This is a genomic window from Sphaerotilus microaerophilus, from assembly GCF_023734135.1.
Lineage (GTDB): Bacteria > Pseudomonadota > Gammaproteobacteria > Burkholderiales > Burkholderiaceae_C > Sphaerotilus > Sphaerotilus microaerophilus.
In genome coordinates, this window is the sequence record NZ_AP025730.1 from 3,659,865 (window position 1) to 3,681,995 (window position 22,131).

A 22,131-nucleotide genomic window follows, 5' to 3' on the forward strand; every position below is an offset into this window, starting at 1 on the left:
CAGGGACGGGCGATCAGGGACGGGCGGTCTGGGGCGGTCTGGGGCGCTCAGGCCGCCAGGCGCACGGCGGCATGCTCGGGTGCGGCGGGCCTGCCGAGCAGCCGGTCGAAGTACTCGATCGTGCGCTCCAGCCCCTGCTCCAGCGCCACGCGCGGCGCCCACCCCAGGGTTTCGCGCGCCAGCGTGATGTCCGGGCAGCGCTGCATCGGGTCGTCCTGCGGCAGCGGGCGGTACACCAGGGCCGACTTCGACCCTGTCAGCCGCAGCACCGCCAGCGCCAGCTCGCGGATGGTCAGCTCCACCGGGTTGCCGATGTTCATGGGACCGGTGACTGCGTCGCCGGTACCCATCAGGCGCAGACAGCCGTCCATCAGGTCGTCCACGTACTGGAAGGAGCGGGTCTGCAGGCCCTCGCCGTAGAGCGTGATCGGCTCGCCGCGCAGCGCCTGGACGATGAAGTTGGACACCACGCGGCCGTCGTTGGGGTGCATGCGCGGGCCGTAGGTGTTGAAGATGCGCATCACCTTGATGCGCAGCTGGTGCTGGCGGTGGTAGTCGAAGAACAGCGTCTCGGCGCAGCGCTTGCCCTCGTCATAGCAGGAGCGGATGCCATGCGGATTGACGTGGCCCCAGTAGTCCTCGCGCTGGGGGTGCACCTTCGGGTCGCCATAGACCTCGCTGGTGGAGGCCTGCAGGATCTTGGCGCCCACGCGCTTGGCCAGGCCGAGCATGTTGATGGCGCCGTGCACGCTGGTCTTGGTGGTCTGCACCGGGTCGTGCTGGTAGTGCACCGGTGAGGCCGGACAGGCGAAGTTGTAGATCTCGTCGACCTCGACGTACAGCGGGAAGGTCACGTCGTGGCGGATCAGCTCGAAGCGCGGGTGGCCGATGAGGTGCTCGACGTTGCGCCGCGTGCCGGTGAAGAAGTTGTCCGCGCAGATCACCTCGTCGCCCCGGTCGAGCAGGCGCTCGCAGAGGTGGGAGCCGAGGAAGCCGGCGCCGCCGGTGACCAGGCTGACGGTGCGGTCGTGAATGCTCATGGGTGGCCTCTTGCGCGTCTCGCGTCTCGTTCAGGTCTCGTGGTAGGGCGCCGGGCAATCCGGTGCCGCTCGCTGATGGTGCCGAGATGGCCGTGCAGGCAGGCGCGGAGCAAGGGGGTTTTTCCAACCCAAAACGACAGCGGCCCGCCGGAGCGGGCCCTGTCGGGTCGGCCGGTGGACCCGGGTCAGGCGGCCAGGCGCAGCGCCCCCGAAGGGGCCGCCTCGGGCATACCCGCCGCCTGGACCGGTTGCAGGTGCGGGTTGGTATCGGTGCGCTCCACCTTCCACCCCAGCGCCTGCAGGCGCTCCTGCAGCGTCGCGTCCGCCAGCAGCGCGGGGTCCTTGAAGAAGATGGTCAGCAGGTAGTTCCACTTCTCCTGGTGCTGCTCGCAGCGCGCCTGCAGCTCGGCCACCGCCTGCGTCATGCGGGCGAACAGCGGGTCGGCAGGATCGGCACGGGCGAACTCGCAGCCGCCGATGTACACGTCCTGCAGGTTCTTGACCGCGTAGCCGGGCAGGTTCAGCCCGAGCGCGATCTTCTGCACCTCACGCACCGACATCGAGTAGACGTAGTTGCCCACCCGCTCGTAGGACGGCCGCGCCGCGCCGACGCGGGTCGGGAAGTCGGCCCACTGGTCCTGCGGCTCGATCAGCACGACCGCTCGGCGCGCCACGCGCAGCATCTCGTACAGACCCAGGTAGGGCCGCCGCATGTGGTGGAAGGCCTCCTTGCACAGCACGCCGTCGAACTGCCCATCGGCGAACTTCAGATCCTCGGCGTTGGCCTGGGCGTACTTGCGGATGTGCCCTTCGGCCAGACTGCGGCGCAGCGTGCCGGCGCCGATGTCGGTAGTGAGCACGTCCTGGAAGCCGTCGTTGAGCAGGATCCAGCTGTCATGCCCGGAGCCGTCACCCACCGTCAGCCAGGTGTCGTCACGCGTCTGCAGCACATCCAGCAGCGGCTCCATGAAGCGACGGTGGCGCCAGTGGTTGGCCGTGCCGGCATCCCACCAGGTCGGATAGAGGCGTTGGTGCAGCTCGTCGTCGAAGAAGTTATCCCAGTGGTTGATGTGCAGCTGGTCGGAGGAGCTCATGGCCGCGCCCTCCCCTCAGCCCGCCACCGGCAGCTCGACCTTGCGCATCTGGCTGAGCAGGTGCGGGCCGCGCCATTCCTGCGACAGGATCTGGAAGGCCCCCTTGAAGCCGTAGGCGCTGGCCCAGCGATTTTTGTCGTCGAAGTAGAGCGGGAAGGTTTCGTCGGTGATGAAGTTCACGTGCGTCGGATCGCGGAAGGTGGCCGCGTGCGGATAGGCTGGCGTGAACGACATGAAGATGCCGCCCGGCTTGAGCACGCGGTGGATCTCGTTCATCACCTCGATGAAGGCGTTGCGCCGCTGCGGCGCATAGATCAGGCGCGGGATGTGCTCAAGGAAGTCGTGCGCGGTGACGTACTCGAAGGAGGCGTCCGGGAAAGGGATCGGCTCCACCACCAGGTCGGCCTTGACCACCTGGGCCTCCGCATCGTTGCGCACGTCGATGCCATAGGCCTCCTGCGCGTTGTAGGGGTTCTTGGGCTTCAGGCCGCAGCCGAGGTCGAGGGTCTTGGTCATGGCGGGCTCCTCTGAGTGGACGATGTGGGGAAGTCGGAAGGCGAGCTGCAAGCGCCGCTCAGGCGGCCTGCAGCAGCGGTTCGGTGGCAGTGGCCAGGCTCGGATCGACCGGCGCTGCCGACGGCGCCGGCGCGTCGCCCAGCTGGGCCTGCCAGAACGCCGGGTTGTGCTTGCGCCAGGCGTGCACGCCCATCGGCAGGCGCCCGGTGATGGCGAGGTAGCGCTCGGGCTGGAGTTCGGTGGCGAACAGCGCCGCGGTGATCTCGCCCGGCAGCACGAAGTCCAGCGAGAGCGAGCCCATCACGGCGAAGAAGATGTCCTCGCTGCTGCCGCTGCGGCGGAACAGGTCGAGCGCCTGCGGGAACTCCTCCAGCAGCGCCAGGCACTTGCGGATGCGGCGCAGGCTGAAGCCGCCGTTGCCCACCTTGGCGCGCACGCGCTGGGTGTGGCCGCCGACGAAGCGGTCCACCTCGACGCTGATCTCGATGCCCTGCGGCCAGGGCGCGCCGACGTAGTCGTAGGGCTGGCCGGCCCAGTGGTCGAGTTCGTCGCACAGCAGGATGGCATCGGTCTGCAGCACCAGCATGAACTCGTGGCGGTCGAAGGCGCGGTAGAAGTCCGGCGACAGCAGCAGCAGGTTGTAGCCCCGGATCGACGCGAAATAGGCATCGTCGAAGGTGCGCACCCCCACCTCGGGCCAGCGCTCGCGGTACCAGCGCAGGTCCAGCCCGTGCGGGGCGACGAAGAACACCGGCCGCCCGGCCAGCAGCGGCAGCGAGCGCAGGAGTGCATACAGCTCGTCGCGCGGCAGCTCGGGGCGGTACAGGGGGATGACCACCGCGGTGTGGTTCAGGCGCGGGTGGCAGGTCGGATTCGGCATGGGGGAAGTTCCGGCAGGATCAGGGCGCCAGCGCGTCACGCGCCCCGCCCAGCTGGCTCCGGCGCCACATGGCGACATAGATGGCCTCCAGGTCGCGCGTGAAGCCGGCCGTGTCGAACAGCGCCTGGCCCTGGTGGCTGTGCTCGGCCAGGTGCTGGCGCAGGCCGGCGCGGCGCGCCGGGTCACGGGCCAGCTGCAGCGCGAGCGCCTCGTAGCCGGCCAGGCTGTCGGTGACCAGCTCGGGCAGGCCGGCCGCATGCAGCAGGCTCGCCGCCACGCGGGCCGGGAAGGCCTGGCCGCGCCAGGTCAGCACCGGCAACCCGGCCAGCAGCGCATCCGCCGCGGTGGTGTGGGCGTTGTAGGGATGGGTATCCAGGAAGAGGTCGGCCTGGCGATAGCGCGCCAGGTGGTCCTCGACGCGCGGCACCCGCTGCGCAAACACCAGCCGCGCCGGATCGACACCCGCCTTGGCGGCCTCCTCGCGCAGGTGGCGCTGCGACAGTTCGCTGCGCGACATCAGCCAGAGCACGCTGCCCGGCACCTGGGCCAGCAGGCGCATCCAGACCGCAAACATGTGCGGCGAGATCTTGTAGTCGTGGTTGAAGCTGCAGAACACCACCGCGTCTTCGGGCAGCCCGCACTCGGCACGGGTCGGCGTGCGCTCGGCGATCTGCACACCCACGGCCGGCGGCAGGTAGGCGTCGGGCAGGTAGACCACCTGTTCGTTGTAGAAGCCGTGGTGCTCGGGCGGGATCACGTGGCGGTCGGCCACGATGTAGTCCATGTAGTCGGTACCCAGGGTGCCGGGGTAGCCGAGGTAGTTGACCTGCACCGGTGCCGGGCGGTGGCTGAAGATGTCGCTGCGCGAATCCGACGTGAAGCCGGCCAGGTCCACCGCCACGTCGACCTCCAGCTCGCGCATCAGCTCGGCCACCTGGCGGCTGGCCATCGGGCGGGCGTCGATGAAGCGGTCGAAGGCACCCTGGATGCGGCTGCGCAGCGGGCTGCCGTCGTCGGTCCCGATGGAGATCGCGATGGTTTCGAAGCGGCGGCGGTCATGCCGCTCGAAGATGCCCGCCATCAGGTGACCCACCGGATGCTCACGCAGGTCGGGCGAGACGTAGGCCAGGCGGATGCGCTCGTGTCGGTACCGATCACCGCGCCACAGCGGCTGCGCACTGCGGGGGTAGCGCTGGGCGGCAAAGATCTGGGCGCAGCGCTGGTGGTCGGCGGCGGAGTCGGACATGGCCATCAGGCCGAGCGATTTGCAGCTGCGCCGCCCCGCACGGACACCCTCGACGATGCGCTCCTGCAGCGCGTCGGCCTCGCGCCAGTCGCACACGTGCAGGCGCTCGTAGGCCAGCAGGCCCAGGCCGTAGTCGTAGTCGGGGTTGATGGCCAGCAGGCGCTCCAGCATGCGCTGGGCGTCTTCGCTGCGCTTGAACTCCGTGAGCAGCACGGCGCAGTTGGCCAGCGCGGTCTCGTGGTTCGGCTTGGTGATCAGCACGCGGTTGAAGCGCTCCAGCGCCGGGCCGTGGCGGTGCAGCTCGCGCAGCAGCACGCCGCTGTTGATCAGCACCTCGGTGTAGTCGCTCTGCAGCGCCAGGGCGCGGTCGTAGCTGGCCAGGGCCTCTTCGCGCCGGCCCTGGTTCTGCAATGCGGTGCCGTGGGCAAACCAGACCGGCGCAAAGGCCACGCCCTGCTGCACCGCCGGCGCCAGCAGCGCCAGCACCGCCGGTGTGTCCGGGCGACGCAGCAGGATCACCGCCAGCGAGTACAGCGCCGCCGGGTCGAGCGGGAAGTGGTCCAGGTAGTGGCGGAACAGCCGCTCGGCCTCGTCCACCTGACCGGCGTTCTGCAGCTCGATGGCACGCACCAGCACCGCCCGGTCCGGCACGGCCGGTGCGTCCGCCTGGGCCGGCGGGGCAGCGGTCGAGGGGCGTTCGGCAAGGACGGCAGCGTTCATGGGGGACATCTCGCAGGTTGGATCTGCGGGTGCGGGCGTCTGCAGACGCGGCTCCCGACAGGTCCTTATCGTGCGAGAGGTCGGCCCGGCGCGATCCGGCAAATCGCCTGCCCAGGGACGGCCAATTCGGTGCTTTGCCGGCCACCCAAGTGACAACGCCCCCGCAGCCGGTGGGCTGCGGAGGCATCAGAGGTGCGTTGATCGGGCCCCGGCCTGCCGACCGGGGCGCCAGGTCAGAGCAGCGGCTGCTGGCGCAGCAGGTCGTCGAGTGCGATCTGGTGCTGCGACAGGGCCAGGGCGGCATCGGCCTCGGCCGCGGTGTTGGCCGCGCTGTCTGCCGAGGTGGCCGCCGCCGTCGCGGCGGCAGCGCTGGCGGAGGTGGACGCCGTCGACGCCGCCGTGCCGTCGGTCGCGCCGGCCGCCGCCACAGCGGTCACCGGCAGCAGCTCGGTGGGTGCCTCGGCCAGCAAGTCGCCCAGCGTGACCTCGCCCGATCCGGCCGAGCCAGCCGACCCGGTGGCCTGCTTGGCAAACCACACGTCGGCCATCTGGTGGCTGCCGCCGTCGGCGGTCTGGTAGCTCGACGTCAGGCCCAGCAGGTTGCCGTTGTCCGTCGCCGTGCCGGCCTGGGCGTGCAGGTCCATCGAGACGATGCCCAGGTCGGCCAGCGTGCGCAGCTCGCCGCCGTCGGTGACGCCGTCGGAGTCCTTGTCCACCCAGACCTTCAGCTCGCCGTAGGCCGCATCGGCCTGGGTGATGCGGCCGTCATGGTTGCTGTCCAGACCCGCCAGCGCGGCATAGCCGTTGCCAGCCCGCTGGCCGCTCGCCAGCTGCGTGCCGCCGCCGAAGAGCTCGCTGCCGTCGTTGACCAGCCCGTCGCTGTTCAGGTCACGCACCAGCAGGCCATCGGTCGCGGCGGCCCAGCCGACCTGCTCGGTCGTGCCGGTGGCGTTCACGTCGAAGCGCACGCCCTCGGAGGCCGCCAGCGTCGAGACGCCGTTGCCGTCCAGGTCGAGCACCAGCGGCGTGGCACCGATCATGGCGTCGACCTGCGCCCCGCTCATCAGCGCGACGTCGCTGGTCTCGATGGCCGAGATCTGCGTCATCGACATCGCCGCGATGTCCTGGGTCTGCAGCGCGATCACCTGGTCACTCGTCAGCGCAACGATCTGGTCAGTGGTCAACGCCTGGATCTGCACCGAGGTGAAGGCCACGATCTGGTCGGTGGTGAGCGCCTGGATCTGGTCGGTGGTGAAGGCCTCGATCAGCGTGGTGCTCAGGGTCGCGAAGTCGGCCGTGGTGATTGCATGCAGGTCGGCGGTCTCGATCGCCTGCAACTGGTCGGTGCCCAGCGCAGCGAACTGGGCCGTGGTCAGCGCCACCATGTCGTCGGTCGCCAGCGCGGCCATCTGGTCCGTGCTCAGCGCGGCCACCTGGTCGGTGGTGAGCGCGGCCACCTGGGCGGTCGTCATCGCGGCGATGTCGTCGGTCTCGATGGTGCGGACCTGCTCGGTGGTCAACGCCGCCACCTGGGCGCTGCTCAGCACGGCGATCTGCTCGGTGGTCAGCGCCGCCACCTCGTCGGTGGTCAGGGCGCTGATCGATGCGGTGGTGATCGCCCGCAGGTCGGTGGTCTCCAGCGCCTGCACCTGGTCGGTGGTCAGCGCTGCCAGCTGGGTGGTGCCCAGGGTGGCCAGCTGCGTGCTGGTCAACGCGACGATGTCATCGGTGCCGATGGCCTGCACCTGTTCGGTGGTCAGCGCCCCGAGTTGCGCGCTGCGCAGGGCGGACACCTGCACGGTGGTCAGGGCCTCGACCTGGGCCGTGGTCCAGGCCTGCACCTGCTCGGTGTTGAAGCCGCCGAGCTGGCTGGTGGTGAGCGCTGCAACGTCATCCGTGGCCAACGCCTGCACCTGTTCGGTGGTCAGCGCCGCGATCTGGCTGGTCTTCAGCGCCGCCGCCTGGGCCGTGGTGAGCGCATCGACCTGATCGGTCGTCAGCGCCGCCACCTGGTCGGTCTTCAGCCCGCCCAGCTGTGCGCTGCTGAGCACGGCCAGGTCGTCGGTGCCGATCGCCGCCACCTGCTCGGTGGTCAGCCCGGCAATCTGGCTGCTGGTGAGCACCCCCGCCTGGGCGGTGGTCAGGGCCTCGATCTGGTCGGTGCCCAGGGCGCTGATCACGCTGCTGCGCAACGCCGCCACATCCTGCGTCTCCAGCGCCTGGATCTGCTCGGTGGTCAGCGCCGCCGCCTGGGTCGAGCCCAGCGTGGCCAGCTGGGCGCTGGTCAGCGCGGCAATGTCGTCGGTACCGATGGCCTGCACCTGCGCCGTGGTCAGTGCCGCGAGCTGCGTCGCCTTCAAGGCCGCGGCCTGGGCCGTCGTCAGGGCATCAACCTGGGCCGTGGTCAGCACCTCGACCTGCGCGGTGGTCAGGCCGATGACCTGCGTCGTGGTCAGGGCTTCGATGTCGTCGGTGCCAATGGCCTGCACCTGCTCGGTGGTCAGCGCCGCCAGCTGGCTGGTCCTGAGTGCCGCCGCCTGCGCGGTGGTCAGCGCCTCGATCTGGTCGGTGCCCAGCGCACTGATCACGCTGGTGCGGATGGCCGCCACGTCCTGCGTCTCCAGCGCCTGGACCTGCTCGGTGGTCAGCGCCACCAGCTGGGTCGAGCCCATGCCGGCCAGTTGCGCGCTGGTCAGTGCGGCAATGTCGTCGGTACCAATGGCCTGCACCTGCGCGGTCGTCAGGACCGCCAGTTGCGTGGCCTTCAAGGCCGCGGCCTGGGCCGTGGTGAGGGCGTCGATCTGGTCGGTGCCCAGTGCCTCGACCTGCGCCGTGGTGAAGGCGCCGATCTGCGTCGTGCTCAGGACCGCCAGGTCATCGGTGGCGATGGCCTGGGCCTGCTCGGTCGTCAGCGCGGCCAGCTGGCTGGTCTTGAGCGCCGCCGTCTGCGCGGTGGTGAGCGCGTCGATCTGGTCGGTGCCGAGCGCGCTGATCATGCTGCTGCGGATGGCCGCGACGTCCTGCGTCTCCAGCGCCTGCACCTGCTCGGTGGTCAGCGCCGCCAACTGGGTCGAGCCCATCGCGGCCAGCTGCATGCTGGTCAGCGCGGCCACGTCGTCGGTGCCGATGGCCTGCACTTGCGCCGTGGTCAGCGCCGCCAGCTGCGTGGCCTTCAAGGCCGCAGCCTGGGCCGTGGTGAGGGCATCGACCTGCGCCGTGCTCAGTGCCTCGACCTGGGCGGTGGTGAAGGCCCCGACCTGGGCGGTGGTCAGCGCGGCGATGTCGTCGCTGCCGATGGCCTGCACCTGCTCGGTGGTCAGCGCCGTCAGCTGGCTGCTCTTGAGCGCCGCCACCTGGGCAGTCGTCAGTGCCTCGATCTGGTCGGTGCCCAGCGCGCTGATGACGCTGCTGCGGATGGCCGCCAAGTCCTGGGTCTCCAGCGCCTGCACCTGTTCGGTGGTCAGCGCCGCCAGCTGGGTCGAGCCCATGCCGGCCAGCTGCGCGCTGCTCAGCGCAGCGACGTCATCGGTCCCGATGGCCTGCACCTGCGCCGTCGTCAGCGCCGCCAGCTGCGTGGCCTTCAGTGCGCCCGCCTGCGCGGTGGTGAGCGCGTCGATCTGCGCGGTGGTCAGCGCCTCGGTCTGGGCGGTGGTGAGTACGGCGATCTGGGCGGTGGTCAGCGCCACCAGGTCGTCGGTGGCCAGGGCCTGGATCTGCTCGGTGGTCAGCGCCGTCAGCACGTTGCTCTTCAGCGCAGCGGCCTGGGCGGTGGTCAGCGCCTCGATCTGGCTGCTGGTGAAGGCCTCGACCTGGCTGGTCCTGAGGCCCGCCAGCTGGGCGGTTCCCAACGCAGCCAGGTCGTCGGTGGCCAGCGCCTGCAGCTGCTCGGTGGTCAGCGCACCGATCTGGCTGCTCTTGAGCGCTGCGGCCTGGGCCGTGGTCAGGGCGTCGATCTGGTCGGTGCCGAGACTGGTGATCACGCTGGTGCGGATGGCCGCGACGTCCTGTGTCTCCAGCGCCTGCACCTGCTCGGTGGTCAGCGCCGCCAGCTGGTTGGAGCCCATCGTCGCCAGCTGCGCGGTGGTCAGCGCGGCCAGGTCGTCGGTCCCGATGGCCTGCACCTGGGCCGTGTCCAGGGCTGCCAGCTGGCTGCTGCGCAGGGCCGCGGCCTGGGCCGTCGTCAGCGCGTCGACCTGGGCGGTCGTCAGCGCGGCAACCTGTGCCGTCGTGACCCCCCCCACCTGCACCGTGGTCAGCGCGGCGAGGTCGTCGGTGCCGATCGCAGCCACCTGCTCGGTGGTCAGCGAGGCCAGCTGGGCACTCCTGAGCGCGGCCGCCTGTGCGGTGGTCAGCGCCTCGATCTGGTCGGTGCCCAGGCTGGAGATGATGCCGGTGCGGATGGCCGCCACGTCCTGCGTCTCCAGCGCCTGCACCTGTTCGGTGGTCAGCGCGGCCAACTGCGTCGAGCCCATGCCGGCCAGCTGGGTGCTGGTCAGCGCGGCAATGTCATCGGTGCCGATGGCCTGCACCTGCGCGGTGTCCAGCGCCGCCAGCTGGCTGGTCTTGAGCGCCGCCGCCTGCGCGGTGGTCAGTGCATCGATCTGTGCCGTCGTCAGCGCAGCCACCTGCGCAGTGGTGAAGCCACCCACCTGGGCCGTGCTCAGCGCAGCGAGGTCGTCGCTGCCGATCGCCTGCACCTGCTCGGTGGTCAGCGCCGCCAGCTGGGCGCTGCGCAGCGCCACGGCCTGCGCGGTCGTGAGTGCCTCGATCTGGTCGGTGCCCAGGCTGGCCATCATGCTGGTGCGGATGGCCGCGACGTCCTGCGTCTCCAGCGCCTGCACCTGTTCGGTCGTCAGCGCCGCCAGCTGGGTCGAGCCCATGCCGGCCAACTGGGCGCTGGTCAGCGCGGCCACGTCGTCGGTGCCGATCGCCTGCACCTGCGCCGTGGTCAGCGCCGCCAGCTGCGTCGTGCGCAGCACCGCGGCCTGGGCGGTGGTCAGCGCATCGACCTGCTCCGTGGTCAGCGCCGCGATCTGTTCGGTCGTGAACCCGGCGAGCTGGGTGCTGCCCAGCACGGCCAAGTCGTCCGTCGCCAGGGCTTGAACCTGCTCGGTGGTCAGCGCAGCGATCTGGCTGCTCTTGAGCGCCGCCGCCTGCTCGGTGGTCAGCGCATCGATCTGCCCGGTGGTCAGGGCAGCGATCTGGCTGGTCTTCAGGCCCGCCAACTGCGCTGTGCCCAGGGCCTGGAGGTCGTCGGTGGCCAGGGCCTGCACCTGCTCGGTGGTCAGCGCCGCCAGCTGGGTGCTCTTGAGCGCCGCGGCCTGCGCGGTGGTGAGCGCGTCGATCTGGTCGGTACCCAGGCTGGCGATCACGCTGGTGCGGATGGCCGCCACGTCCTGCGTCTCCAGCGCCTGGATCTGTTCACTGTTGAGCGCGGCCAACTGGGTCGAGCCCATGCCGGCCAGCTGCGCGGTGGTCAGTGCGGCCAGGTCGTCGGTACCGATCGCCCGGACCTGCGCCGTGTCCAGCGCCGCGAGCTGGCTGGTCTTGAGTACAGCGGCCTGCGCCGTCGTCAGCGCATCGACCTGGTTGGTCGTCAACGCCGCGATCTGCGCGGTCGTGAGGCCGAGCACCTGGCCGGTGGTCAGCGCCGCGATGTCGTCCGTGCCAATGGCCTGCACCTGCTCGGTGGTCAGCGCCGCCAGCTGCGTGCTCTTGAGTGCCGCGGCCTGCGCCGTGGTCAGGGCCTCGATCTGATCGCTGCCGAGCGTGCTGATCACGCTGGTGCGGATGGCCGCGACGTCCTGGGTCTCCAGCGCCTGCACCTGCTCCGTGGTCAGCGCAGTGAGCTGGGCCGAACCCATGCCGGCGACCTGGGCGGTGGTCAGCGCGGCGATGTCATCGGTCCCGATCGCCTGCACCTGGGCCGTGCCGAGCGCGGCCAGCTGGGTGGTGCGCAGCGCGGCGGCCTGGGCCGTCGTCAAGGCATCGACCTGGTCGGTGGTCAGCGCGGCGATCTGGTCGGTCCGCAAGCCACCGAGCTGGGTGCTGCTCAGCACCGCCAAGTCGTCGGTGGCAATGGCCTGCACTTGCTCGGTGGTCAGCACCGCCAGTTGCGTGCTCCTGAGGGCGGCGGCCTGCGCGGTCGTCAGCGCCTCGATCTGGTCCGTGCCCAGGGCCGCCAGCGGAGCGGACTTGAGCGCAGCCAGGTCCTGCGTCTCGATGGCCTGGATCTGGCTGGTGGTCAGCGCCGTCACCCAGGTCGAGTTCAGGCTGGCCACCTGCAGGCTGCTCAGGGCAGCCAGGTCATCCGTGCCGATGGCCTGCACCTGCTCGGTGGTCAGCGCCGCCAGCTGCGAGGTCCGCAGCGCAGCCGCCTGCGCGGTGGTCAGCGCAGCGATCTGGTCGGTGGTCAGCGCGGCGATCTGCGCGGTGGTGAGCGCGGTGATCTGCGCCGTGTTCAGCACCGCGAGGTCGTCGGTGCCGATGGCCTGCACCTGCTCGGTGGTCAGTGCCGCCACCTGGGTGCTCTTCAGGGCCGCCGCCTGGGCAGTGGTCAGCGCCTCGATGGCGTCTGTGCCCAGTGCCTGCAGCGCGCGGGTGGTCATCGCCCGCACGTCCTCGGTGACCAGCGCCCCCACCTGCGCCGTCGTCAGCGCCGGCGCCTGCACGCTGTGCAGCGCGCCGGCCTGGGCGGTGGTGAGCACCGCGATGCTGTCGGTGGCAATGGCCGCCACCTGGCTGGAAGTGAGGGCCGCGATCTGCCCGGTGCTCAGGGCCACCGCCTGGGCGGTGGACAGGGCGTCGATGGCATCGGTGCCGAGTGCGGAGATCGACGAGGTGCGGATGGCGCGCAGGTCGGCCGTCTCCAGTGCCGCAACCTGGGCACTGGTCAACGCCGCCACCTGGGCGGAATCCAGCGCCCCCGCCTGGGCCGTGCTGAGGGCCGCCACGTCGCTGGTCTGGATCGCCTGGACCTGCGCGGTGCTCAGCACCGCGACCTGGCGGGTGCTGAGTGCGCCGACCTGGCTGCTCTCCAGTGCCTCCACCTGCGCGGTGGTGATCGCCTGGAGCTGCTCGGTGGTGAGTGCGCGCACCTGCGCCGTCGTCAGCGCCGCAGCGTCATCCGTGGCAATCGCTTCGACCTGCGCCGTGGTCAGGGCGGCCACCTGTGCGGTGGTCAGCGCGGCCACCTGGTCGGTAGCCAACGCCCCCACGCCGTCGGTGCTCAGGGCCGAGATCGCGCTGCTGCGGATGGCCCGCAGGTCCTGGGTCTCCAGGGCCTGCACCTGGGCGGTCGTCAGCACCTCGACCTGCGCCGAACTCAGTGCCGCCGCCTGCGCCGTGGTCAGCGCGGCCACGTCGGCCGTGTCGATGGCCTGGACCTGGTCGGTGGCCAGTGCGGCCACCTGGCGGGTGCTCAGCCCGGCGACCTGGGCGGTGTTGAGCGCCTCGATCTGGTCGGTGTTGAGCGCCTGGATCTGCTGCGTGCCCAGCGCACGCACCTGGGCGGTGTCCATCACCGTGAGGTCATCGGTGGCGATGGCCTGGACCTGCGCGGTCGTCAGCGCCGCCACCTGTCCGCTCGACAGCGCCACCGCCTGGGCGGTCGTCAGTGCATCGATGCCGTCGGTGGTCAGCGCCGAGATGGCCGACGTGCGGATGGCACGCAGGTCCTGGGTCTCCAGCGCCTGCACTTGCGCGGTGGTGAGCGCCTCGACCTGGGCCGAATTCAGCGCCGCCGCCTGGCCGGTGCTCAGGGCCGCGACGTCCGCGGTCTCGACCGCCTGGATCTGCTCGGTCGTCAGGGCCGCCACCTGGCGGGTCGTGAAGCCGCTGACCTGGGCGGTGGTGAAGGCTTCGATCTGTTCCGTCGTCAGCGCCTGCACCTGGGCCGTGCCGAGCCCGGCGATCTGCGCCGTGCTCAGCGCCGCGATCCCGTCGGTGGTGACGGCCTGCACCTGCTCGGTGCTCAGCGAGGCCAGTTGCCCGGAGGTCAGCGCCGCCGCCTGCGCGGTGGTCAGGGCAGCGATGGCATCGGTGGCCAGCGCACCCAGTGCCGCCGTGGTCAGGGCACGCAGGTCCTGGGTCTCGATGGCTTCGACCTGGGCGGTCGTCAGGGCAGCCACCTGCGCGGTGTCGAACGCCCGCACCTGGCTGCTGTCAAGCGCCGCCACGTTGGCCGTGGACAGGGCCTCGACCTGGGCGGTGTCGAGCGCACGGACCTGCGCGGTGGACAGCCCAGCCATCTGGCTGGTCGTGAGCGCGTCGACCTGCCCGGTCGTCAGCGCACCCACCAGGGCGGTGCCCAGCGCACGGACCTGCGCGGTGGACAGCACCGCCAGGTCATCGGTGGCCACGGCCTGCACCTGCTCGGTGGTCAGGGCGGCCACCTGGCGGCTGCTCAGCGCCACGGCCTGCGCCGTCGTCAGCGCGTCGATCGCATCGGTGGTGAGGGCCCGCACGGCGGCTGTGCTCAGCGCATGCAGGTCGTTGGTCTCCAACGCCTGCACCTGCGCGGTGGTCAGCGCGCCCGCCTGGGTCGCGCTCAGCGACGCGGCCTGCGCGGTGGTCAGGGCGGCAATGTTGTCGGTTGCCAGGGCCTGCACCTGTGCCGTGTCGAGCGCGGCCAGTTGCCGCGAGGTCATCGCAGCGACCTGCTCGGTCGTGAGCGCAGCGACCTGGTCGGTGGTCAGCGCCGCCGCCTGGGCGGAGTTCAGCGCCACGAACTGCGCGCTGCTCAGCACCGCGAGTTCATCGGTCTGCAGCGCGGCGACCTGCGCCGTCGTCAGCGCTGCCAGTTGCGACGAGGTCAGCGCCGCCGCCTGCTCGGTGGTGAGCGCCGCCACCGCATCGGTGCCCAGCGCCCGGATCGCCGCCGTCGTCATCGCCCGCAGGTCTGCGGTCTCCAGGGCCTGCGCCTGCGTGCTGGTCAACGCCTGGGCCTGCGCCGTGCTCAACCCGGCCACCTGGACCGAGGTCAGCGCAGCCACATCGTCGGTCTCCAGCGCCTGGACCTGCTCGGTCGTCAGCGAGCGCACCTGCCGGGTCGACAGAGCCCCCACCTGGGCGGTGGTCAACGCGGCCACCTGGTCGGTGGTCAGCGCCTGGATCTGCGCGGTGTTCAGGCCGACCAGGTCACGGGTCTCGAGTGCCGCCAGCGCTTCCGTGGTGATCGCGGCCAATCCCGCCGTGGAGATCGCGCCCACCTGGGTGGAGCTCAACGCGGCAATCTGTTCCGAGGTGAACACGGACCAGTCATCGGTGGCCAGCGCGGCAATGGTGTTGGTCGACAGGGCCGCCACTTGGGCGGTGGTCAGCGACGCGATGATCGAAGTGGCCATGAGACAGTTCCTGAACGGGCTCGAAAGCAGGTTGGCACAGTGGTCGGCCGCGCCGCGCCACCAAGCCCCGGATTGAAAAATCGCTACAGATGCGTGGCCCGATTCCCCCCCAGGAGCAACCGGACCTGATACCTCTGTCGGCGTTATCGGCCACCATGCCGGAGACTTGAAGGGTGTGATCGGCCAAAAAGAGCACCCGAGCGCCGCCTGTTGCTCACCGGTGCCCCCGCCCTGCCTGGCGAGGTCGCCCGGGCGGGCTCACCGCAGAACTGCCCCACAACCGCTGCCCTGCTCGCAGGACCACGTCCCCAGGTTGCACCGTAGGCTGGCGCGCGACATGGACGACTCTGCGCTCCCCCCTTCAGCCGCCTCTGCCGGGCTGGCCAATCCCCCAGACCAGGCGGCGATGCCGCTGCACCCCGCCCTGCGGCCCGCACGCCACGTCGATGCCGCCGGCCTGCGGCAGCTGGCGCAGGACTGGTGCCTGCTCGGCTGGCTCCCCGAACGCGAGCGCCTGCTCGGCTGGCGCATCGACGCCACGATGCCCACTCGGACGGACACGGCGCTGCCGCCAGCGCTGCGCATCCCGGGCCTGCGCCACGTCTTCTGGGATGACCCCGCCAGCGAGTCGGCCCTCGACCCGCTGCCAGCCGGACTGCCCGGCCAACTCCGTGCCGGACCCTGGCCCGGCAGCCAGGGCGCGTCAGACCCGGCAGGCGCCGACGCGCTCGCCGCACAGCAGCTGGCGCTGCTCGACCGCCTGGTCACCAACGACCCGATCGCCGCGCGGCTGGCCGGGGACCTGGGCATCCCCCTGTGGTGGGTCGGCAGCACCCCGCCTCCGGCGCAGGTTGTTCCCGAACGCCAGGTTGCGCCCGAGACCCGTCAGCCCCTTCAGGTCCTTGACTCCCCCACCCCGACCCCCAACACCCTGGCCGAGTGGGCAGCCCTCATCGGCCCCATGGCCGCCATGTACGCCGCCGCGCACCCGGCGGGCGACAGCCTGGGGCTGCTCGGTGACGAGCAGGCCGCAGTCCAGCAGTGCTTCGAGGCCTTCCAGCAGGGCGATCACCGCCAGGCGCAGTCGGTGGCCCGGCGCCTGCTCGTTCCGCACCCGCACCGCAGCGACCTCTGGCACCTGCTCGGCGTGCTGGCCCAGCAGTCGGGTGACCTGGACCTGGCCGCAGCCCATTTCGAACACGTCACCCACCGCACCCCCGGCTTCGCGCAGGGCTGGCAGAGCCTGGCGCTCGCCGAATCGGCCCGCGGCCGGCATGCCGAGGCGCTGCAGGCCGTCCAGCATGCGGTCGCGGCCTCGCCGGGCCATGCCGGGCTGCGCACCCTGCATGCCCGGTTGCTTCAGCAAACCGGCCACACCGAACTCGCCGCCACCGAAGCCGCCAACGCCCTCCTGCTCGCGCCCGACAACCCTGGCGCACTCAAGGAACAGGCCGACGCGCTCGCCCGCCTCGGCCGCAGCGACGAAGCCGCTGCGCTGTACAGGCGCGCCCTGCAACAGCACCCCGGTGCGCTGGACCTGCATTTCAATCTCGGCATCCTGCTCAGTCGCAGCGGCCACGCCGACGAGGCCCTGCCGCACTTCGACCAGGTGCTCGCCTCCACCGAACCCGACCACCCGCTGCACCTGCGCAGCACGGCCGAGCGCGCCCGGGCCCATGCCGCCTGCGGCGCGTGGACGCCTGCCGTCTCCGACGCCCGGCGCGCTCATGCACTGGCGCCCGGCGACGTCAGCCACCTGCGCCAACTGGTCCGGCTCGAACGGCAGGTGCGGCACCCCGAGCGCGCCCTGGCGGCACTGGAGGCCTTCGCTGCGACGAGCACCCTGCCCGCCGACCTGCAGATCGACCACCATCTGCTGCGCCGCGAACTCGCCGACTGGACCGGTCTCGAAGCCCTGGCGGCACTCGCCACGGCCCTTCACCGTCTCCTGGCCACACCCACCGCCGCCCTGCCGGCGCCGGCAGACCTGCAGTGGTTGAGCTTGCAGGACGACACCCGCCCAGCGGCCACGCTGCTGCTGCAACGCGCCTGGCAGCACACGGCGGCCGACGCCACGCCCCCGCCCGATGCCTCCAGCACCACCGAAAGGCCCCAAACCCGCACACGCCCGCGAGGCGCCTCTGCCCCGCATCGCCGCCTGCGCATCGCCTACGCGTTCGCCGAGCGCCCCGATCGCCGTGATGCCGACTGGGTGCAGGCCGTGCTCGCCGAACATGACGCGGCCCGGTTCGACGCCTGGGCCTGCTCGTGGGGTCGCGCCGACGGACTGGCCCTGCACACGCACGAGCAGGCCGACGAAGCCAGCCTGCGCCTGATCGATCTCACCGGCCACACCGACCTCGCTGCACAACGGCATCTGAGCGACCTCGGCATCGACGTGCTGCTGGACCTCGAAGGCAGCGGCCTGCTCAACCGTGCCAGCGTCCTGGCACGCCGTGTCGCCACACTGCAACTGACCTGGCTTGGACGGCATGGCCAGCCCCTGCCAACCTGGATCGACGCCGCGCTCGCGCAGCGCGAGCCGCTCGACGACGGGGACCACGACCCGCGCCGCGTCGACCTGCCCCACGCCCACCTCGTGCTCCACCACCAGGCGCGCGCGCGGCTGCTCGCGCCAGCCCAGTCCGTCACATCGCCACCCAGCCGCGCCCTGGCCGGATTGCCCGAGCGCGCCCCCGTGCTCGCCTGCTGGGCACCATGCAGCTGGATCCAGCCCGATATCTTCCAACTCTGGATGCGCCTGCTGCGCGCCTGCCCACCGGCGGTGCTCTGGCTGCGCGACCACCCCACTCCGGCCCGCCAGCACCTGCGCGCCACCGCCCAGGCAGCAGGCATCGCACCTGCTCGACTGGTGTTCGCAGAATCGCACGCCACCTCACCGGCCCAGGGCTGGCTCGGCCTCGCGGACCTGCACCTCGCCCCCGGCCCGCAGGCCGACCCGCATTCGCTTGGCGAGGCCCTTGCCGCCGGCCTGCCCGCCCTCGCCTTCCAAGCCCGGGAAGCCTGCGCCAGCGCGGCGCCCTGGCTGGAAGCCGCAGGACTCGACGCGACCACCTTGGTCTGCCACGACCTCGCCAGCTACGAAGACCGCGCGAGGCACCACCTGCGCCATCCACGCGAACTCATGGCGCTGCGTCGCCGCCTCGGCGAGGCCACCGTCCACGCACCGCTGTTCGACGTCCGCCGCCACGTTCGCCAGCTTGAAGCCGTCATGGAAGAACTGCACGAACGCCGCCGGATCGCTCCAAATGAGGTGAGGCCGCGACAAACCAACGCCGCCATGATCTGACCACAACATCTTGCTGCTACAATATTGAGCTTCGCCGGTGTAGCTCAGTTGGTAGAGCAGCTCATTCGTAATGAGAAGGTCGAGGGTTCGATTCCTTTCACCGGCACCACCTCAGGTTCCACTGAGGTTGCATGAAGTCCTGAAAAGCCCGCTGTCCCCCAGGAGAGCGGGCTTTTTTCATGCCCAGACGTCCCGCGCCGTCGATTGACATCCGGGGCCTGCTGGGGGCACAAATGGGGGCATCTCGCCAAATCGGGCAGATGTCCCTCAAATGTGCCCCCAGGATCCAGGGCACGAACAGGAGTACGGTCATGCCGCTGACGGACGTCGCGCTTCGCACCCTCGTTGCCACCGGCAAGCACTTCGACGGTGGGGGCCTTTACCTGGAGATCACCGCCGCGGGTGGACGCTACTGGCGCATGAAGTACCGATTCCAGGGACGGGAGAGTCGCCTGGCCTTCGGAGTCCACCCAGAAGTCTCACTCAAGGCGGCACGCCAGAAGCGGGAGGATGCGCGCCGCTTGCTTGCCGAAGGCAAGAATCCTGGCGACGTTCGGAGACAGACGAAGAGAGACACACTGCATCGGCAGGAGGAGGCAGCTCGTGCAATTGCGGGATTGCCGCCGATGGACAGCTTCGAAGCGGTCGGACGGGAATGGCTCAGCGCCGTCCAGAAATACAAAGTCAGCCTTGGACATGTATCGCGCACCGAGTCACGACTGGCTCTGCACATCTTTCCTTGGATCGGCAAACGTCCCCTTTCCACCCTGACTGCCCCCGACTTGCTCGAGTGCCTTCGCCGCGTCGAGTCCAGCGGGAGGATCGAAACCGCACACAAGGTAAAGCAGGCCTGCGGGCAGATCTTCAGGTACGGCGTCGCCACCGGTCGTTGCCTGCACAACCCGGCAGCGGACCTGAGTGACGCCCTTCGCCCCATCGTCACCACCCATCGAGCAGCAATCGTGGATCCAACAAGGGTCGGCGAGCTGATGCGCGCGATCAATGGTTATCAGGGACACATGACCACCCGTGTAGCCTTGTTGCTGTGTGCCTACCTCTTCCAGCGCCCAGGCGAGATCCGTGGAGCTGAGTGGAATGAGATCGACCTCGATGCATCCACCTTCACCATCAAGTCGGCCCGGATGAAACGAAGTCTTCAAGGGAAGGCGACTGGCGCCCCTCATGTCGTGCCTCTCTCACAGCAAGCAGCGGCATTGCTGCGAGACCTTCATCCATTGACCGGGCAAGGGCGTTTGGTCTTTCCGGGGCTGCGCAGCCGAGACAGACCCATCAGCGACATGACTTTGAACGCAGCCCTTCGTCGACTGGGATTCGGACCCGATGACATGACTGCGCACGGCTTCCGAGCCATGGCCCGTACTCTTCTGCACGAACGACTCAACGTGACGCCAGATGTCATTGAGGCCCAACTGGCTCACGCGGTTCCAGACGCGCTCGGGCGCGCATACAACCGCACCGAGTTTCTGGACCAACGGCGAAAGATGATGCAGGACTGGGCTGACTATCTCGACCGGCTGCGTCTGGGCCGAAAGTCACGGCAACAGTAGACGACGCACCGGAATGCGGTGCCTTGCTCAAGCGCGCGAAGTTACCGACTCCAGTTCCAGCGGCTTTCAGGAGCCACTTCAGCGCATCTCTCCCGCCACTCACAAGCTTGGCACACACCTGGAGTGGCCGCCCGGCAGGCCGGCATCACTCCCTCCAACACCTTCTCCCGCCGGCGCATCAAGTCGATCACCTCCCCTTGCGTGATCAACTCCACCCGATGCCACCGGGTTCGGCGCCACCACCTCCCGCGATGGACGCACACCCAGCCCCACGGAGCGATCGATTCCCCCGTCACCGCTTCAGCCGCCAATCGCTGCGCCGACAGCTGGACGACATCCGAGCGATGCACCCGGTCATGCCGGCGATGCTTCACCTCCACCAGCACGATCTCGCCGGTCTCCAGGCGCCAGGCCGCATCCACCCGAGCTACCAGCCGCACGGGCTCGTCCATGACGAACTCGCGTTCGGTCCAGATCCTCTGCGCACCCTTCAACTGCGCAGGCAGGCGTTGCGAACGCTGCCGCAGCCAGCGCCAGCCCAGCCAACCGATGACGGCTCCCACCAGCCCCGGGACGGTCTCATTCCAGGTGTCCATCACCGCCCTCCTCCGACCCGTAGCAGGCCAAGCAGGCGCCGAACCCAATCGATCACGAGCCTGATCCATCGCCAGGCGATTGCGCCTCTGCGCCCCTCTTGCAGGCACCTGCGATGGACACGCTGCCCCCGCTGCATGGCTCTGCGTCTTTCATCGCTGTTCCGCTTGCCGAATCGGTGTTCGAGCAGCACGCGCCGCTCACACACCGCCATCTGCGCCAGCTCCGAAGCGCCGACCCGGCGGTGTGTCCTTCTGGGTTGAGGTTTGCGGTCCATCAGGCATCTCCTTCGCCGTCTTCCGGCAGATCAAAGGCCTGATTGGTCTGGCGGGCCGCCTGGACGTTGATGCGGTTCGTCGCCTCCGCCCTCGGCAGCTGGATCTGCGGTGCCAGGGCCAGACCCTGCTCCAGCCAGCGCTGCGCAATCAGCCCCTCGTGGGCCAGGAACCTGAGGCGGTTCACCCGCTTGGGCCCTTTGTTGAATCTCACCAGGTCGTCGTACAGGCGCGGGTTGTCGTCGCGCTGCATCTCGAAGAGCAGTCGGATCGGCTCTGTTGCCGGTTGGGTCGTGTTCATGCGCCCTCCCCGCCGGTGGTCTTGGGTCGGGCCCAGCCACCGGGCAGGCTGGCCAGGTAGTTCTGGCCGGCGATCTGGTAGCCGCGCACGTTGGCGAACATCGGCTCCTTCACTTCCAGGATCTGGTGCGAGCTGAAGGCCTGCTTGACCGCCTTGCGGAACAGGAAGGCGCCACCTCCCACCAGGATGACGTGCTGGATGTTGTAGGCCCCGCCGATGCGCCGCATCATGGCTGCCACTGCGTCGCGGGCGATGATGTCCACCATCGGGCGCAGGCGCGCGGGGTTGTAGCTGCGCTGGAAGACGGTCAGGCCCTTGCCGCTGCGCAGCGCCAGGTCGATGGCCTCGAAGTTGGTATAGGGCTGACCGATCTCCTGGCTGATGTCGTCGGCAATGAGCTGCAGGACGTTGGAGACGCCCCGGTCCACCGAGAAGCTCTGCTTGTGGGCCAGCTTCATGCCCCGCGCCACCAGCCAGTCGAAGGTGCGCGAGCCGGGGTCGATGACGAGGCTGAGCTCCTGCTCCATCGCCTCCACCCGCTCGTGCTGGGTGGCGTAGTCGATCAGCGCACCGTGCGGCTGGGCCATGGCGAGGGCCTTGTGCACCGTGACCGCCTTGCCGCCGCCCAGGTCGTGGTGGCCGGTCATGAGCTTTTCCAGCTGGGTCTTGCGGGCAGCGAACTGGGCCACCGGCAGGCCAACCACCAGCAGATCGATGGTCTCCAGGCGCATCATGCGCAGCGCCCCGCGGGCCAGGGCGAGGTACTGAGGCGTCTCGATGTAGTCGCCGTGGATCTCGGTGGCGCGGAAGGCGTCGGCGGCCAGCATGACGTCGGGGCCGACCTCGTAGAACAGGCCGCCGATGGGGATGGCGTAGGTCTTGCGCCCTTCGCTGCCCAGCGCCTTGCTGGGGTCGCGCGGGCTGGGGTAGGCGCGGGACGGGAAGCTCTGGCAGCGGAAGTCGCTGGGGCGGCTGCCGCCGGTGATGAACTTGGTGTTGCCGAATCCGACATCCACCGCTCTGACAATCGGTTCCATGGAAGGGCTCCAGGTCGGGCAAGGGAATGAACAAGGGAAGGTGCAAAGGGCTGGGGCGGCAGCCAGCATCCAGAGGAGGCTGACGCCCGTCCACCCGGAAGCCGTCCTCGTGCAGGCACCTATCCCGATCGCGGTGCAGTGGGTCGCGGCGCAGTGAGACCAGGATCCGACTGCGGTCGAGAAAGACCGTGCTCTGCGCCGAGGAA

Annotated in this window: 11 protein-coding genes and 1 tRNA gene; 3 read left to right on the forward strand and 9 right to left on the reverse strand. The window is 70.0% G+C overall.

Translation table 11 applies throughout. The features are described 5' to 3' along the window. Window positions 1–47: 47 nt before the first annotated feature. From NGK70_RS15705 to NGK70_RS15730, 6 genes are all read right to left on the reverse strand, one after another. Complete coding sequence (locus NGK70_RS15705; protein WP_251969454.1) at window positions 48–1,040, reverse strand: UDP-glucuronic acid decarboxylase family protein; 993 nt, start codon at window positions 1,038–1,040, stop codon at window positions 48–50. A 185-nt stretch (window positions 1,041–1,225) separates the two neighbouring features. Next, window positions 1,226–2,134, reverse strand: coding sequence for a class I SAM-dependent methyltransferase (locus NGK70_RS15710; RefSeq protein WP_251969455.1), 909 nt, complete (start codon window positions 2,132–2,134; stop codon window positions 1,226–1,228). A gap of 15 nt (window positions 2,135–2,149) precedes the next feature. Further along, window positions 2,150–2,650: a methyltransferase domain-containing protein gene (locus tag NGK70_RS15715; RefSeq protein ID WP_251969456.1), complete on the reverse strand. Its 501-nt coding sequence runs from the start codon at window positions 2,648–2,650 to the stop codon at window positions 2,150–2,152. Between the two features lie 58 nt (window positions 2,651–2,708). Continuing rightward, complete coding sequence (locus NGK70_RS15720) at window positions 2,709–3,530, reverse strand: DUF5672 family protein (protein WP_251969457.1); 822 nt, start codon at window positions 3,528–3,530, stop codon at window positions 2,709–2,711. A 19-nt stretch (window positions 3,531–3,549) separates the two neighbouring features. Continuing rightward, entirely contained in the window at window positions 3,550–5,496 is a 1,947-nt protein-coding gene (locus NGK70_RS15725; RefSeq protein ID WP_251969458.1) for an O-linked N-acetylglucosamine transferase, SPINDLY family protein, read from the reverse strand. A gap of 233 nt (window positions 5,497–5,729) precedes the next feature. Further along, a complete protein-coding gene (locus tag NGK70_RS15730) occupies window positions 5,730–14,840 on the reverse strand; it encodes a beta strand repeat-containing protein (protein ID WP_251969459.1) in 9,111 nt (3,036 codons plus the stop codon). 337 nt (window positions 14,841–15,177) lie between these two features. On the opposite strand from NGK70_RS15730, the gene NGK70_RS26495 reads away from it, so the two are divergent. From NGK70_RS26495 to NGK70_RS15755, 3 genes are all read left to right on the forward strand, one after another. After that, window positions 15,178–18,150 (forward strand): O-linked N-acetylglucosamine transferase family protein, encoded by a 2,973-nt coding sequence (locus NGK70_RS26495; RefSeq protein WP_310742539.1) that lies wholly within the window; start codon window positions 15,178–15,180, stop codon window positions 18,148–18,150. 33 nt (window positions 18,151–18,183) lie between these two features. Beyond that, a tRNA-Thr gene (locus NGK70_RS15750) sits at window positions 18,184–18,259 on the forward strand. A gap of 202 nt (window positions 18,260–18,461) precedes the next feature. Further along, window positions 18,462–19,718: a tyrosine-type recombinase/integrase gene (locus NGK70_RS15755; protein ID WP_251969460.1), complete on the forward strand. Its 1,257-nt coding sequence runs from the start codon at window positions 18,462–18,464 to the stop codon at window positions 19,716–19,718. Window positions 19,719–19,759: 41 nt separating this feature from the next. Here NGK70_RS15755 and NGK70_RS15760 read toward each other — a convergent pair whose 3' ends face one another. The 3 genes from NGK70_RS15760 to NGK70_RS15770 form a co-directional block, all read right to left on the reverse strand. Then, entirely contained in the window at window positions 19,760–20,314 is a 555-nt protein-coding gene (locus tag NGK70_RS15760; protein WP_251969461.1) for a PD-(D/E)XK nuclease family protein, read from the reverse strand. 274 nt (window positions 20,315–20,588) lie between these two features. Continuing rightward, window positions 20,589–20,888 (reverse strand): hypothetical protein, encoded by a 300-nt coding sequence (locus NGK70_RS15765; protein ID WP_251969462.1) that lies wholly within the window; start codon window positions 20,886–20,888, stop codon window positions 20,589–20,591. Continuing rightward, on the reverse strand, window positions 20,885–21,925 hold the full coding sequence (locus tag NGK70_RS15770) for a PRTRC system protein D (protein WP_251969463.1): 1,041 nt from the start codon (window positions 21,923–21,925) through the stop codon (window positions 20,885–20,887). The genes NGK70_RS15765 and NGK70_RS15770 overlap by 4 nt, the downstream gene beginning before the upstream one ends. Between the last annotated feature and the right edge of the window lie 206 nt (window positions 21,926–22,131).